This window comes from Glutamicibacter arilaitensis (assembly GCF_044793945.1).
GTDB classification, from domain to species: Bacteria; Actinomycetota; Actinomycetes; order Actinomycetales; family Micrococcaceae; genus Glutamicibacter; species Glutamicibacter arilaitensis_B.
In genome coordinates this window covers 2772307-2786695 of the sequence record NZ_CP084994.1, presented here as the reverse complement: position 1 = coordinate 2786695, position 14389 = coordinate 2772307, and the positions used below count along the sequence as shown (strand labels likewise).

General features: G+C 59.0%; 15 protein-coding genes. 9 read left to right on the top strand and 6 right to left on the bottom strand.

From position 1 onward, the window contains the following. Positions 1–22: 22 nt before the first annotated feature. The 5 genes from LG294_RS13125 to LG294_RS13105 all read right to left on the bottom strand — a co-directional run bounded on the left by LG294_RS13125 (position 23) and on the right by LG294_RS13105 (position 5867). Positions 23–706 (bottom strand): hypothetical protein, encoded by a 684-nt coding sequence (locus LG294_RS13125; RefSeq protein WP_404286394.1) that lies wholly within the window; start codon positions 704–706, stop codon positions 23–25. A gap of 174 nt (positions 707–880) precedes the next feature. Beyond that, positions 881–1498: a TetR/AcrR family transcriptional regulator gene (locus LG294_RS13120; protein ID WP_404286393.1), complete on the bottom strand. Its 618-nt coding sequence runs from the start codon at positions 1496–1498 to the stop codon at positions 881–883. A gap of 31 nt (positions 1499–1529) precedes the next feature. Next, on the bottom strand, positions 1530–2849 hold the full coding sequence (locus LG294_RS13115; protein ID WP_404286391.1) for a phenylacetate--CoA ligase family protein: 1320 nt from the start codon (positions 2847–2849) through the stop codon (positions 1530–1532). A gap of 30 nt (positions 2850–2879) precedes the next feature. After that, positions 2880–3326 carry a hydroxyphenylacetyl-CoA thioesterase PaaI gene (gene paaI / locus LG294_RS13110; RefSeq protein ID WP_404286389.1) on the bottom strand — a complete coding sequence of 149 codons (447 nt, stop codon included), beginning with the start codon at positions 3324–3326 and terminating at the stop codon, positions 2880–2882. 378 nt (positions 3327–3704) lie between these two features. Next, positions 3705–5867 carry a S9 family peptidase gene (locus LG294_RS13105; RefSeq protein WP_404286387.1) on the bottom strand — a complete coding sequence of 721 codons (2163 nt, stop codon included), beginning with the start codon at positions 5865–5867 and terminating at the stop codon, positions 3705–3707. A gap of 278 nt (positions 5868–6145) precedes the next feature. Here LG294_RS13105 and LG294_RS13100 point away from each other — a divergent pair, with 278 nt between their 5' ends. The 9 genes from LG294_RS13100 (at position 6146) to LG294_RS13060 (ending at position 13816) form a co-directional block, all read left to right on the top strand. Next, positions 6146–7540: an amino acid ABC transporter substrate-binding protein/permease gene (locus LG294_RS13100; RefSeq protein WP_404291760.1), complete on the top strand. Its 1395-nt coding sequence runs from the start codon at positions 6146–6148 to the stop codon at positions 7538–7540. Continuing rightward, entirely contained in the window at positions 7537–8292 is a 756-nt protein-coding gene (locus LG294_RS13095) for an amino acid ABC transporter ATP-binding protein (protein ID WP_404286385.1), read from the top strand. The genes LG294_RS13100 and LG294_RS13095 overlap by 4 nt, the downstream gene beginning before the upstream one ends. Positions 8293–8566: 274 nt before the next feature. Beyond that, a complete protein-coding gene (locus LG294_RS13090) occupies positions 8567–9007 on the top strand; it encodes a DoxX family protein (protein WP_404286383.1) in 441 nt (146 codons plus the stop codon). A 187-nt stretch (positions 9008–9194) separates the two neighbouring features. Beyond that, on the top strand, positions 9195–10181 hold the full coding sequence (gene paaA, locus LG294_RS13085; RefSeq protein ID WP_404286381.1) for a 1,2-phenylacetyl-CoA epoxidase subunit PaaA: 987 nt from the start codon (positions 9195–9197) through the stop codon (positions 10179–10181). A 1-nt stretch (position 10182) separates the two neighbouring features. Beyond that, positions 10183–10473 carry a 1,2-phenylacetyl-CoA epoxidase subunit PaaB gene (paaB, locus tag LG294_RS13080; protein WP_404286379.1) on the top strand — a complete coding sequence of 97 codons (291 nt, stop codon included), beginning with the start codon at positions 10183–10185 and terminating at the stop codon, positions 10471–10473. Beyond that, the gene (gene paaC, locus LG294_RS13075) at positions 10470–11330 is read left to right on the top strand and encodes a 1,2-phenylacetyl-CoA epoxidase subunit PaaC (protein WP_404286377.1); all 861 of its coding nucleotides are present in this window, start codon (positions 10470–10472) and stop codon (positions 11328–11330) included. The genes paaB and paaC overlap by 4 nt, the downstream gene beginning before the upstream one ends. Positions 11331–11365: 35 nt before the next feature. Next, positions 11366–11863 carry a 1,2-phenylacetyl-CoA epoxidase subunit PaaD gene (paaD, locus tag LG294_RS13070; RefSeq protein WP_404286375.1) on the top strand — a complete coding sequence of 166 codons (498 nt, stop codon included), beginning with the start codon at positions 11366–11368 and terminating at the stop codon, positions 11861–11863. Beyond that, positions 11860–13020 carry a 1,2-phenylacetyl-CoA epoxidase subunit PaaE gene (gene paaE, locus LG294_RS13065; RefSeq protein WP_404286373.1) on the top strand — a complete coding sequence of 387 codons (1161 nt, stop codon included), beginning with the start codon at positions 11860–11862 and terminating at the stop codon, positions 13018–13020. The genes paaD and paaE overlap by 4 nt, the downstream gene beginning before the upstream one ends. A gap of 10 nt (positions 13021–13030) precedes the next feature. Beyond that, positions 13031–13816: an enoyl-CoA hydratase/isomerase family protein gene (locus LG294_RS13060; RefSeq protein ID WP_404286371.1), complete on the top strand. Its 786-nt coding sequence runs from the start codon at positions 13031–13033 to the stop codon at positions 13814–13816. 58 nt (positions 13817–13874) lie between these two features. Here the strand turns inward: LG294_RS13060 and LG294_RS13055 are convergent, their stop codons facing one another. Beyond that, complete coding sequence (locus tag LG294_RS13055; RefSeq protein ID WP_404286369.1) at positions 13875–14327, bottom strand: Lrp/AsnC family transcriptional regulator; 453 nt, start codon at positions 14325–14327, stop codon at positions 13875–13877. Between the last annotated feature and the right edge of the window lie 62 nt (positions 14328–14389).

Here is a 14389-nt window from a genome sequence, read left to right as displayed (position 1 = left end):
TCGCCGTTTCGGGAGCCGGACGCTAGTCTGCGGCGGCCACTGTTCCTACGGAGAGATCCGCAGAATTCCGCCGCGGCAGCGTGCGCCACATGAACCACGCATAGAGCGAGGCGATGAACATGAACACCCAGACCAGCAGCAAAGCGAAGGCCGGGTTGTTTGCGAACAGGGTCGCCACGTAGACGGCTGAGGCCAGAGCCATCAGCAGCCACCCGGCCCGTACGCCGCAGGCGACGAGCGCGAAGGAGATGAGGACCACGGCTTCGGTGAGGTAAGAAACCCAGATGGTTCCAGTGCCGGCGGTAAATGCGAAACCGGTGGTCAGCATTTCACCCAGATGCAAGGCGGTCAGCACCGCCACACCAATCACCGCGTAGATGATTGCGGTGATCCCGAACGGGGCGCGGAGCACCAGCCGAGTGAACTTTCCCTGGAATTCGTACTTGGAGAACCGCCAGAGGCCGAAGACGCCGATGAGCAGCGCCGGGATCGCGTACACCAAGAACAGGGCGTCGTATTGCATGGAAATGACCAGAGGGCCGGCGAAGACCGCAAGAATTTGGGCCCACCAGCCCAGATCGTTGCGGTGTGCCAGCAAGGCACAGGCGACCACCGAGAGCAAAGCGCTCAGTGAGAACAATGCGACCTGCATGCCTGAATCGGTGCCTGGCAGCTGGGAGAAAAGAGTGTAAAAAAGTTCTTCCACGACGCTTCTTAGGTTGACTGGGAAATGATCGAGTGGGCGCAAAACGCACCCTAACGATGCTATCGCCGAATCCTGTGAAGACGATTATCGACCGGGCACGAGAAGGTAATAAAAAGCTCGGCCCCGAGGCTGCCGCGCATTGTCGGCGGTGGCCTCGGAGCCAAGCTAGTGAATTTATTCGCTGGTGGAATGAAGCCCGTCGAAGAGCAAAGTGATCGCCTGATCTTCCAAGGTTTTCGCATCGATCGGGCCATCTTCGCGGAACCAGTCAACCACGGAGTTAATCAGACCGAAGAGCAAACGAGCGGTGGCGCGTGGATCGAGATCCTCTCGGAGCTTGCCTGCGGACTGTGCGGCGGTCACCAGCTCGGCGAGCTGGCGGTCCATTGCACGACGACGTTCCAACGCGGCCCGTTCTAGCTCAGTGTTGCCACGCAGTCGCAGCAGCAACGTCACGTAGCTGCGCTTGGAGATCAGGATGCGGAAAGTCGAGCGCAAGAAGAAATCCAGTCGCTCATCGGCGCTGCCCTGATGGGCGCGCAGCTCAATGATGACTGCTTCCAGGGGAATCAGCGCTTCATCAAGGGCCAAACGGAGCAGGTCCTCTTTCGAAGGAACATGGTGGTAGATGGCGGACTTGCTGATCCCCAGCCGATCCGCCAGCTTACCCATCGAGGTGGCTTCATACCCGTGTTCGTTAAAAGCCTCTACTGCGATGCGCAGTACGGACTCCTGGTCGTAGCCCGGGCGTCCCCTTTTGACGGGGGTGTTCGCTTTTTCGATAAGTCTCATGATCCCTCGATTATCCCACGACAAGTGGGCTTTATTTGTCTCGCATGTCGTAGATGCGCTTGAGCTTGCCCATGGAGCGCTCGAGCGTTTCCGGATCCAATACCTCGATGGCGCAGGAGGATCCCACATGGATTTTGATTAGCTTCGCCAGATCATTTGCCGCATTGGCTGCTTCCGCAGCCGAAGCGCCGGCGCGGCGCTCGACCTTGACCGCGAGCTGATCCATTCGGCCCGGACGAGTCAGCACCAGCTGGAAGTGTGGCGAGAGCGCCGGCAGCTTCAGGATCAGCTCTTCGATCTGGCTTGGGAAGAGATTCACACCGCGCAGAATGATCATGTCATCGCTGCGTCCGGTGATACGGCCCATGCGGCGGTGGCCGGGGCGGACCGAGCCGGGCATGAGCCGGGTCAGGTCGTGGGTGCGGTAGCGGATGATCGGCAGTGCCTGCTTGGTCAGCGAGGTGAATACCAGTTCGCCATGTTCACCGTCGTCCAAAACTTTGGTTTCATCGAATGCATCCACGATTTCGGGACGGAAATGGTCCTCCCAGATGTGGCTGCCGTCCTTGAGCTCGACAGATTCGCCGGCCACGCCAGGGCCCATGACCTCCGAGAGGCCATAGATATCGCAGGCATCAATGCCGAACATCTCTTCAAGCTCGTGGCGCATCTCTTCGGTCCACGGTTCGGCGCCGCATACGGCGACCTTCAGCGAGGTGTCGCGCGGGTCCAAGCCTGCCCGCTGCATGGCATCGCCAATAGTCAGCAGGTAGGTCGGGGTGCACAGGATCGCGTCCGGTTCGAAGTCCTTGATCAGCGTAATCTGTTTCTCGGTCTGTCCGCCGGACATCGGAATCACGGTAGTGCCCAGGCGCTCGGCAGCTGCGTGCGCGCCCATCCCGCCGGTGAACAATCCGTAACCGTAGGCGTTGTGGACCTTCCAGCCTGGCTTGACCCCGGAGAGGCGCAAGCAACGCGCACCCATCTTGGCCCAATCATCCAGGTCCTGCTGGGTGTAGCCCACCACGGTGGCGCGGCCGGTTGTGCCTGAGGAAGCATGGATACGAGCTACCTGGTGCTGCGGAACGGCGAACATGCCGAAGGGGTAGCTCTTGCGCAGATCTTCTTTTTCGGTGAAAGGGAACAGCTTCAGATCTGCCAGTTCCTTCAAATCCGTGGGGTGCACGCCTGCCGCGTCGTACTTGTCCTTGTAATAAGGAACATTGGTGTACGCGTAGTCCAGCGTTTCCTTCAGTCGAGTGAGCTGAATCGACTCGATCTGGTCCCGGCTCATGGTCTCTTCGGGATCCAGTGGGTTGGGCAAGTTATCGCGGTCAGTTGGCTGTGACATGCTCATACTTTCGTGTGGTGACTGAATGTTTTAGCGGGTTTTTGGCTTAGGGACGGTGCGGGAACGACCTCTAAACTCGGCCAAAGTCTCGACCACTCCATCGGTGCCTGGCTGGGTGACCGTGATGTCGTAAATTCCGCTGCGCCCTTGCTGCGAGACGCGCTGAGCGGTTGCGGTCAGCAACCGTCCCGGAATCCCTGGCTTGAGGAAATTGATGTCTGCGCCAGAGGCCACTGTGATGGTATCCGCAGAGCCTTCGGGAGGATTGCAGCTCAAGGCAAACGCGGTATCGGCGAGGGAGAAGATCATCCCACCATGGGCGATGCCGAAGCCGTTGAGCATTTCCTGGCGAAGGGTCATTGTGATGACTGCGAATCCGTCGCTCACTTCCACCACTTCAATACCCATCCACTGGGTGGCATAGTCATTGTGCAAGATTGCGTGGGGCAGTGACTTATCGATTTGGGTTTCGCTCATAGGGGCCTCCGCCGAATTAGTTACCGAACGATCATTAGGTAATACTAGATTGTGACCCATCTCAAGCCCCGCTGTCTAATGGCGGACGTCACAATTATGTGGAGAACCGGCGTCGCTTAGACAAAAAGACGCTGATGAGCATGCAGAATCAAGGGTTCCTTGAGCCGGTTATATTCCATAATCATCCGGCGCTGCCCCGCCCGGCGGCGGGCTCCGGCAGGGGTGCGCGCAGATCCAGAAGCGCTTCCTGCAGTGGAACATCGCCGACAGCGAGGCCAGAGAATTCCTCGCGGCTAAAAACGAAACCGCCCACAACCATCTAAATCAAACGAAGGTTGCGGGCGGATCGGTGGATTCAGGCTCAGATATCCTCGTGGGTTACTTCTGCGTAGCCGGGTTTTTGCCCAGCGAATCGAGGGCAAAAGCATAATCCCAGGCGCGATTCTTCCATGCCTCGTAGCGGCCCGAGGCACCGCCGTGGCCGCCTTCCATCTCGGTCTTCAGCAAGATCGGTTCGCTGCCGGTACCAACTTCGCGTAGCTTCGCCACCCATTTGGCTGGCTCCACATACAACACGCGGGTGTCGTTCAATGAAGTCACCGCCGCGATGCGCGGGTAGTCCACGGCCGCAACATTCTCGTAGGGCGAGTAAGCCTTCATGTAGTCATAGACTTCCTTGTCCTCGATCGGGTTGCCCCATTCTTCCCATTCCAGGGCCGAGAGCGGCAACTCCGGATCCAGGATCGAGGTCAACGGGTCCACGAATGGCACTTGCGCGATGATCGCGGTATAAAGCTGCGGCGCCAAGTTGGCGATGGCACCCATCAGCAAGCCGCCCGCCGAGCCGCCCAGGGCCGCGATGCGCGCCGGATCCGCCCAACCCGAATCGATCAGGTACGAGGTGGCATCGACGAAGTCCGTGAACGTGTTCTGCTTGGCGAGCTTCTTGCCCTGCAGGTACCAGTCACGGCCCAACTCGCCGCCGCCGCGCACATGGGCGATCACGAAGACCACTCCGCGGTCCAATACGCTCAAACGCGGAATACCGAATCCCGGATCCATGGACACCTCGTAAGAACCGTAGCCGTAGATCAGCACGGGATTTGGAACCGAGGTGTCCAAATCCGCGCGGCGCAGCACCGTCAGCGGAATCTTGGTGCCATCGGCGGCCGTGGCCCATTCGCGGGTCGAGAGGTAATCCGCCGAGTCATAGTCATTTACCGGCGTCTGCTTGCGCAGCACCAATTCCTTGTCATCCAGCCACAGGTCATAGACGCGTGCCGGAGTGAAATCTGAGGTGTATCCGATGCGGATCAGCGGTGCTTCCAAGCTGGCGAAGGTGGCTGCGGCGGTGAAGAGCTCCTCATCGAAGGCCGGTTCAATCAGCGGCAATTGGGCTTCGGTGCCCAGCGCGTCCAACGGGATCAGCTGCACGCGCTCGCAGGTGTCGCGACGCACCGAGAGCACCAGATGCGTGGCGGTGAGCGCAGTACCCTCGACCTTGACCGTCGACTCGTGCCCGAGCACTGTGCGCCAGCTTGCCGGATCGGTGCCCGCCCCCAGCTGTCCAAGCTCGACCAGCGACACCATGTTGTTCGGCGCCTGATGATCGTGGGTGATCAACGCGCGTTCGTCGTCTCCGGGCAACAGGTCTACCCCGTGGAGCAGGCGCAGCTCGCGTGGAACGAGCAAGCGAACTTGTCCTTCTTTGTCGTTCAAATCCAAAACGCTGGTTTCCGCGTACTCGGAGTTGCCGCTGGAAATCAGCAGCTGCTGGAGATTGGCACTGAGGTCGAAGCCGAGCCACATGCCCGGGTCATCTTCCTGGAAAACTACTGCATCGCTGGCTGGATCGCTGCCCAGCACGTGGGAGCGCACCTGATAAGGGCGCCACGTATCGTCAACGACCAGGTAATAGACGGTGGAAGAGTCGGGGGAGAAGGCAAGTCCGTAGAACACTCCCTCGATGACGTCCGGAAGCAGCTGCCCGGTTTCCAGATCCTTGATGTACAGGGTGAAGCGTTCATCCCCCTGGGTATCGATGCAATATGCCAGCAGGTTGCTCGGCTCATTGATTGCCATGCCGCCGAGCGCAAAGAACGATTGGCCTTCGGCCAGTTCGTTGCCGTCGAGCAGGACCTGTTCACCGGGCAGCTCTTCGACGGGGTCGATCACCGGGGGCGTCCAGTCGGCGCGGGCATCGGCGGAGTCCTCGGCCTTTACCCGGCACTGGATGGTGTAGGGCTTACCTTCAACGGTTCGGGTGTAGTACCACCAGCCGCGTCGCCGCGTGGGAACCGACAAATCGGTTTCCACGGTGCGCGCCTTGATTTCATTGAAGATTTCCTGGCGCAATTTTTCCTGGTCCGCGGTGACCGCATCGGTGTATGCATTCTCCGCATGCAGGTGGTCAAGTACTTGCTTGCTGGTCTTTTCCCGCAACCACTCGTAGTCGTCGGTGAAAGTGTCCCCATGGAATTCGCGGATGGTGGGAATCTTGGCTGCGAGTGGCGCGCTGGCGGTAGTCGATGCAGAAGTCATGCCCCTATTCAATCCCACGAGAAGCAATTGTGGGGTTGGCTATGCTCAGCGCGGACAGGAAACCGGTGGTTAGTTCATCATTTTCGTCACGCGGACATGGCTGAAAGGGTGTCGGCTAGCCGACATTGGCCATAGGCTAACTAACATAAAGAATCGAACTGCACCGAGGGCATAGAGCCCTATTCGCAATAGAAAGTGATTCAGCAGTGAAAAACACACGCACAACTTTGAGGTCGAGGCGTTTGACTCGGTGGATTGCTGCGGCCGCCATCGGTTTCATGGCGCTGGTGGCCGGAGCCCCAGGGGCGTTAGCTCAGGGCAACGAGAGCGTTGAGGGTCAAACCTACGTGATCGGCACAGACACCACCTTCGCTCCGTTCGAGTTCCGCCAGGACGGTGAGCTCACCGGCATCGATATGGATCTGATCAATACCATTGCAAAGGATCAAGGCTTCGAGGTCGAGATTCGTTCGCTGGGCTTCAGCGCTGCATTGCAGGCATTGTCCTCGAACCAGGTAGACGGCGTGATCGCTGGCATGTCGATTACCGACGAGCGCAAGGAGATCTATGATTTCTCCGAGCCATACTTTGAATCCGGTGTTCAGATGGCGGTGGATCGCGACGACGAGACCACCAAGGGCTATGAAGACCTCGAGGGCGAAACCGTTGTAGCCAAGACCGGTTCAGAGGGTGAGACCTACGCGAAGTCCATCGCGGACGAGTACGGCTTCACCGTCAAGTCCTTGGACCAGTCGGCCACCATGTACGAATCGGTGAAGTCCGGCAGCGCCGTGGCCGTCATCGACGACTACCCTGTCCTTGCCTACGGTATTGCGCAGAACAACGGTTTGAAGACGGTGACCGACAAGGTGCCCGGCGGATCCTATGGTTTCGCGGTCAACAAGGGCGAGAATACCGCGCTGCTGGCAGCCTTCAACGACGGGCTGGCCGAGCTGAAGGCCAGCGGGGAGTACGACAAGATCCTGAACGAGTACCTGGCCGATCCAAGCGCGGCGGTGCCGAGCAACTTCTTCGACCTGGTGGCCAAGTCCTTGCCGGCGTTGATGACCGGTTTGGGGAACACCCTGTTGGTGACGGCGATTTCCTTCGCGGTGGCCATGGTCCTTGGTCTGCTCTTTGGCTTCATGAAGATTTCGGGCAACATAGTGGTCCGCGGAATTTCGACGTCATTCGTCAATATCTTCCGTGGCACGCCGCTGCTGCTCTGGGCTTTCATGTTCTACTTCGGCCTGCCTCAGCTCACCGGCTGGGATGTCAGCATCTGGGTTGCTGGTGTGCTCACCCTGTCGCTGAACGCCGGCGCGTATATTGCCGAGATCGTTCGCGGCGGTATCCAGTCGGTTGATCCAGGGCAGCTGGAAGCCTCGCGTTCGCTGGGCCTTGGCTACGGAAAGTCAATGCAGAAGGTTGTTGTTCCGCAGGCTTTCAAGATGATGACTCCTTCTTTGATCAACCAGTTGATCATCATGCTCAAGGATTCCTCCTTGCTGCTCGCCATCGGCTTTGCCGAGCTGCTCTACCAGGGCCAGCAGATTTACGCTGCGAACTTCCGAGTCACCGAGACTCTGCTGATCGTCGGCATCATCTACTTCATCGCCATCATGGCCTTGACCAAATTGGCAAACTTTGCCGATCGGAGGTTTAACAAATGAGCACCGTAAGCGTACAAACCGCCGCGGCCAAGATCCAGGTCAAGGATCTGCGTAAGTCCTTCGGCTCAAACGAAGTCCTCAAGGGCATCAATCTAGAGGTGGCCGAAGGCGAAGTTGTCTGCGTCATCGGCCCTTCGGGTTCCGGCAAGTCAACGTTGCTGCGCTGCCTGAACAAGCTGGAAGATATATCCGCGGGCAAGGTGATTGTTGACGGATTTGATGTCACCGATCCGAAGGTTGATATCAACGAGGTTCGTCGTCACGTGGGCATGGTGTTCCAGCATTTCAACCTGTTCCCGCATATGTCGGTGGCAGAGAACATCATGTTGGCACCGGTAGAACTGAAGAAGCTGAACCGGACCGAGGCTCGGGCCAAAGCCGAAGAGCTGCTGGCCCGTGTGGGCTTGGCTGAAAAGGCAAATGCCCGTCCGGCTTCGCTCTCCGGCGGACAGAAGCAACGAGTGGCGATTGCCCGCGCGTTGGCCATGTCCCCAGGCATCATGCTCTTCGACGAGGCAACGAGCGCGTTGGACCCGGAGATGGTTGGCGAGGTGCTGCAGGTTATCAAGGAGCTCGCCGACTCAGGAATGACCATGGTCTTGGTCACTCACGAGATGGGCTTCGCCCGTGAGGTCGGGGACCGCGTGGTCTTCATGGACGGTGGCGTGGTTTGCGAGGAAGGCAAGCCAGAGGAGCTCTTCGGAAACCCTCAGCAGGAACGTACCCGCGACTTCCTTTCCAAAGTTCTCTAGGTCTTCCTAGTTTTCCTGCGTAACTTCGGCCCGCCCTTGCAGCGTCCTCATTCGAGGCGGTGCAAGGGTGGGCCGATTTTGTGTGCGTGCTTGGTGGATTCCTTTTGATGCCTCCGGCGGCGGTAATTGGGCTTGGTTGTTGCACCACGCAACGTTAGTTGAAGATTCAAGTAAATTAATTTAGTCTTGAATCAGAGCTAACGCCGACCCGTCGGCGCGGAGCTACCCATTCGAGATCCGATGCTTTCGGAACAATTCACCAGGAGTCACCCATATGAATAACCTCATCGACAACCCACGCCTGCAGGTCATTGCCCAAACCATGCTGCGCCTTGCATTCGGTTTCCTGTTCCTGGCTCACGGCTGGCAGAAGTACTTCCAGTTCACTTTGGAAGGCACTACGGCGGCCTTCGGCCAGATGGGCGTTCCGGCCGCCGGGATTATCGCGCCGGTTGCCGCCACCCTTGAGATCGTCGGCGGCGCGGCATTGATCCTCGGCCTGCTGACCCGCGTATTCGCCGGCCTGCTGGGCGCGCAGATGGTTGTCGCGCTATTCATGGTTCACGCTCCAGGTGGCGTCTTTGTTGAGAATGGCGGCTTTGAGCTGGTACTGGCATTGGCCGCCGGCGCACTTGCGCTGTTCCTTGTTGGACCGGGCCGCGTTTCGGTCGATGCGTTGATCTTCAAGAACAAGAAGGTCGCCGTAAACGCATAGCCTGTAACCGTACGACCACCAATGCCCCGGATGATATCCGGGGCATTTTTGCGTCCGCGAGCCGTCCTCGTGGCGTTTGCCTTCGAATGTGACGCCCCTTGCCGGCGTTGCTGTTGACGTGATCGAGCGCACTCTCATATACTGAACGAACGGTCAGTATGTAAATTGAATTTCAGTGAGGTGAACCATGGCCCCGACCACACCGCAGGAGCCGGGACTGAGTGCCGTCCCAAGCTATGAAGAGCAGCAATCACAGGCGCGCTTCGACGCCCTGATCAACGACGATTCCCGTGTGGAACCTCGTGACTGGATGCCCGAGCCCTACCGCAAAACGCTCACCCGTCAGATATCCCAGCACGCTCACTCCGAAATTATTGGCATGCAGCCCGAAGCAAACTGGATCACTCGTGCTCCATCGCTCAAGCGCAAGTCCATCCTGATGGCCAAGGTCCAGGACGAGGCCGGCCACGGACTGTACCTGTATTCCGCAGCCGAAACCTTAGGCACCGACCGCGACGAGCTGAACGACCAGCTGCTGATCGGGCGCGCCAAGTACTCCTCGATCTTCAACTACACAGCCCGTAACTGGGCAGATATGGGCGCCATTGGCTGGCTCGTAGATGGCGCAGCCATCGCCAACCAGGTGCCACTGTGCCGGGCCTCCTACGGCCCCTACGGCCGCGCCATGGTGCGAGTGTGCAAGGAAGAATCCTTCCACCAGCGTCAGGGATTCGAAATCCTTCTTGCGCTGTCCCGTGGTACGGAGAAGCAGAAGAAAATGGCGCAGGACGCGATCAACCGCTTCTACGAGCCGTCATTGATGATGTTCGGCCCGCCGGATGACCAATCGCCAAACTCCGCCCAGTCCATGGCATGGAAAATCAAGCGTTTCTCCAACGACGAATTGCGCCAGCGCTTCGTGGGAATGATCGCCGAGCAGGTCAAGGTCTTGGGCCTGAGCTTGCCAGATGAGAACCTGCACTTCGACGAAGAGAAGAAGCAGTGGATCCACAAGGATCTGAACTGGGACGAATTCATGAACGTCATCAAGGGCAACGGCCCAGCCAACGCCCAGCGACTTGAACGTCGCCGCGAGGCCCACCGCGAAGGTGCCTGGGTCCGTGAAGCAGCTACCGCCTACGCCGCAAAGCAAGAACAAAGTGAGGTTGCCTAACATGAGCCAAAAGAGCAATTGGCCCCTGTGGGAAGTATTCGTCCGATCCTCCCGAGGACTCTCACACGTCCACGCCGGATCGCTGCACGCACCGGATAAAGAGATGGCTCTGCGTAACGCGCGGGATCTCTACACCCGCCGCAACGAGGGTGTTTCCCTCTGGGTAGTGCTTTCCACCGACATCATCACCTCTGATCCGGATAGCAAGGATGCGTTCTTCGAATCCCCTCAGGGCAAGGACTACCGCCACGCGACCTATTACAAGGCCAGCGAAGGAGTGAAGCACCTGTGAACCACGAAGAACTCGACGCATCGCTGGACAGCTTCGGCGACGCGCTGGCCTCGGCCACCCGTGTCACCCCGGGCAACGCCTTGCGTCCGGAAGACATCGCCGTTGCAGGAGCTAAGCCAAGCGACGAAGTCGCCCAGTATGCCCTGCATCTAGGCGACGACGCGCTGATCTTGGCCCAGCGGCTCTCGCACTGGATCTCCCGCGCGCCAGAAATCGAAGAAGATATTGCCTTGGGCAATATTGCCCTCGACGTTCTGGGACACGCCCGTTCATTCCTGACCTACGCCGGCTTGGCCTGGGACAAGACCGAAGACGATCTGGCCTACTGGCGCGAGGAGGAAGAATTTACCTCCCTGCAGATCGTGCAACAGCCAAACGGTCATTTTGGCGTGACCATCATCCGCCAGCTAATCGTCTCGATCTACCAGCATCTGCTCTACAGCCGATTGCTGGGCTCCGCGGATGAAACCATTTCGGCGATCTGCGCCAAGGCGGTCAAGGAAGTTGACTACCACCGGGACCATGCCATCGCCTGGACCATCCGCTTGGGACAGGGCACCGAAGAGTCGGCCGAAAAGATGCGCCACGCGCTGGAGATTCTTTGGCCATACACCGGAGAAATGTTCCAGGATGAAGACCTCCACCGCGAGCTCGGCGACGTGGCGGTTCTCCCGTCCTCGCTGCGCGAAGCATGGGACACCGAAATCACCGCGGTCCTTGCCGAGGCAGGGCTGGAGATTCCGAAGTCGGGATTGGCGATGGCGCATGGACGCGCCGGAGAACATTCCGAACATATGGGCTTCATTCTGGCCGAGATGCAAGTACTTGCCCGCAAGCACCCCGGTGCGAGCTGGTAACCGATTCCCTAATCCGTTTGAAGGGAGCAACAGCCTTGAGCAAAGTAATAACCAGCGCAGAAGTGCTCTACGGCATTGCCGCTAAGGTCAATGACCCAGAAATCCCGGTACTTTCCATCGCGGATCTGGGCATCCTGCGCGAGGTCAACGCGAATGCGGACGGTAGCGTGCAGGTGGTGATCACACCAACTTACTCGGGCTGCCCGGCCATGGACGTGATCACCGAAGATCTGTACCTGGCCTTCCGCGAGGAGGGCATCGAGAAGGTCGACGTGAAGCTGGTGCTGACCCCGGCTTGGTCGACCGACTGGATGACCGAGGATGGCAAACGCAAACTCCAAGAGTATGGAATTGCGCCACCGACCGGTACCGGACATAGCGGGCGCATCACCTTGGGCATGAGCGTCAAATGCCCGCGGTGCCACTCCTTGAACACCCGTGAACTCGCGCGCTTCGCTTCGACTTCGTGCAAGGCGTTGTACTCCTGCAAAGACTGTTTAGAACCCTTCGACTACTTCAAGGTGCTTTCATGAGCGAACAAACTATCCCCACCCGTCGTCGGGCCACTTTCCACCGCCTGACGGTCGCCGAAGTGCGCCGGTTGACCAAGGATTCCATCGAGGTCAGCTTCGCAATTCCCGCAGAGCTCTCAAGCGACTTCGACTACTTGCCCGGCCAATATGTCGCGCTGCGCAAAGAGCTGCCTAACGCAGAAGGCGAATTGGTCGAAGTCCGCCGTTCCTATTCGATCTGCGCGGTGCCGACCGGTGAACAGATCAAGGTAGCAATCAAGCGTGACCTTGGCGGCCAGTTCTCCACCTGGGCCAACGAAGAACTTGTCGCCGGAGATCAGATCGACGTGATGAGCCCAACCGGCGCGTTCATTTCAAAGCACAAACTCACCGAAATGAACGACCCAAGCTCGGTGGATACCGTGAATCAGGACCAGTTCGTGGCGGTGGCCGCCGGTAGCGGGATAACCCCGGTTCTGGCCATCGCGCGGACCATTCTCGCAGCCAACGAAAATACCCGCTTCGATTTGATCTACGCCAATAAGGCAGCCATGGACGTCATGTTCCTGGAGGAGCTGGCTGATCTGAAGGATCGCTACCCGGCACGCCTGGCATTGCACCACGTGCTGAGCCGCGAACAGCGGATTTCCCCATTGCTGTCCGGACGCATCGACGCCGAGAAGCTTTCGGCCTTGCTCACCAATGTGCTGCAGGCGCAGCAGGTCGACGAGTGGTTCCTCTGCGGTCCATTCGAATTGGTTCAGCTGGTTCGCGATCAGCTCAGCGAGCTTGAAGTCCCGAGCGAAAAGGTGCGCTTCGAGTTGTTCACCACCGGTGTGCCGAATCGTCCACAGGGCCACGTGGGCCGTCCCGTGCTGGTGGATGAAAACGAGAAGAGCATTGAAATCACCTTCACCCTCGATGGCTTGCAGGGAGAGGTGAAATCCCCGGTTAGGGCCAACGAGACCGTGCTCAATGCGGCCCTGCGGGTTCGCCAGGACGTGCCCTTCGCCTGCGCCGGCGGCGTTTGCGGTACCTGCCGGGCCAAGGTGACTTCAGGAACCGTGACCATGGCGGAGAACTACGCGCTGGAACCGGAAGAGGTTGAAGCCGGCTACGTGCTCACTTGCCAGTCGCACCCGACCAGCGACAAGCTCAGCGTCAACTTCGACTCCTAGGGGATAGGCCATGATCGAGCTCAGCATTGACCAGGGCATTGCCCGTGTGGTGCTCAACGCACCGAAGAAGATGAACTCCTTGGACCCGGCCGCATTGCGTGAGCTCTCCGAGGCCTATGACCGGGCATCTGCCGGGGTGGCCGAGGGAACGGTGCGTGCCCTGGTGCTCACCGGCGAAGGCCGAGGATTCTGCGCAGGACGCGATATTTCCGGCGTCAACCCGGCCGATGACGACGTCATGGGTTACCTCGATGGCCAGGTTCAGCCGTTGCTGGAGAAAATGTCCAGCTTCCCGGCACCCACCTTCGCCATCGTGCAGGGAGCCTGCCTGGGTGTTGGTCTGGGACTCGCGGTAGCTACCGACGTGGTGTATGTCGCGGAGAACGCGAAGATCGGTTCGCCGTTTGCAAATCTCGGCGCCACCCTCGACTCCGGCGGGCACTGGCTGCTCACCGAACGCTTGGGAGCCCACCGAACGCTCGACATGATCTACACCGCCGAGCTCATTTCCGGAGCGGAAGCGGTGCGTTCGGGACTATTCTCCCGCGCGTTCCCAGCCGATGAGCTGATCGAGCGCAGTGAAGAGATCATCTCCAAGGTGGCCCACGGCGCGACTCAGGCCTTCGTCGCGTCCAAGCAGCTTGTTGCCGAGATCCGCGATCAACGGGTAGGACTCTGGGCCTCGATGCGCACCGAAAACAAGGCGCAGGCGGCGCTGTGCGATACGAGCGACTACGCCGAAGGATTCAAATCCTTCCAGGAGAAGCGACCTCCGGTCTTTACCGGCGGCAACTAGACAGACAGAAGCGGGCGGAACAGTATTCACTGTTCCGCCCGCTTCTGTCTGTCCGCGCTTAGCGGGTATCAGAATCCTCGAAAATCAATAAGGTCTGGGTATCCAGCACCGCAGGCAAAGATTGCAATTGTTCAAAAACCACGCGGCGTAGGTCCAGATTGTCTTTGGCCCGTACCAACAGGATCACATCGAAATTTCCGCCGACCAAGCCAATATGATGCACCTCGGGAATCGATGCGAGGTGGTCGCGCAGTTCTCGCCATGTGTGCTGACGCAATTTAAGGGTCACGTAGGCGCTTGCTTTTAATCCCGCTTTCACCGGATCAATCACCGCGGTATATCGGGTAATGACCCCGGCATCTTGCAGTTTTGCGATTCGTGAATAGGCATGTGCTCGGGAAACGTGAACGCGCTGCGCCACCGTCGTCACCGATTGCCGCCCGTCGTTGGTGAGCTCGGCCATGATCGCTCGGTCAACATCGTCCAGCTTCAGCTCGGCATCCGCGGCCATTTCTTCTCCTTGCAGGGGCAGGACGAGTATCCGCCAAACCCATTTTGTGAGTACTAATCGTC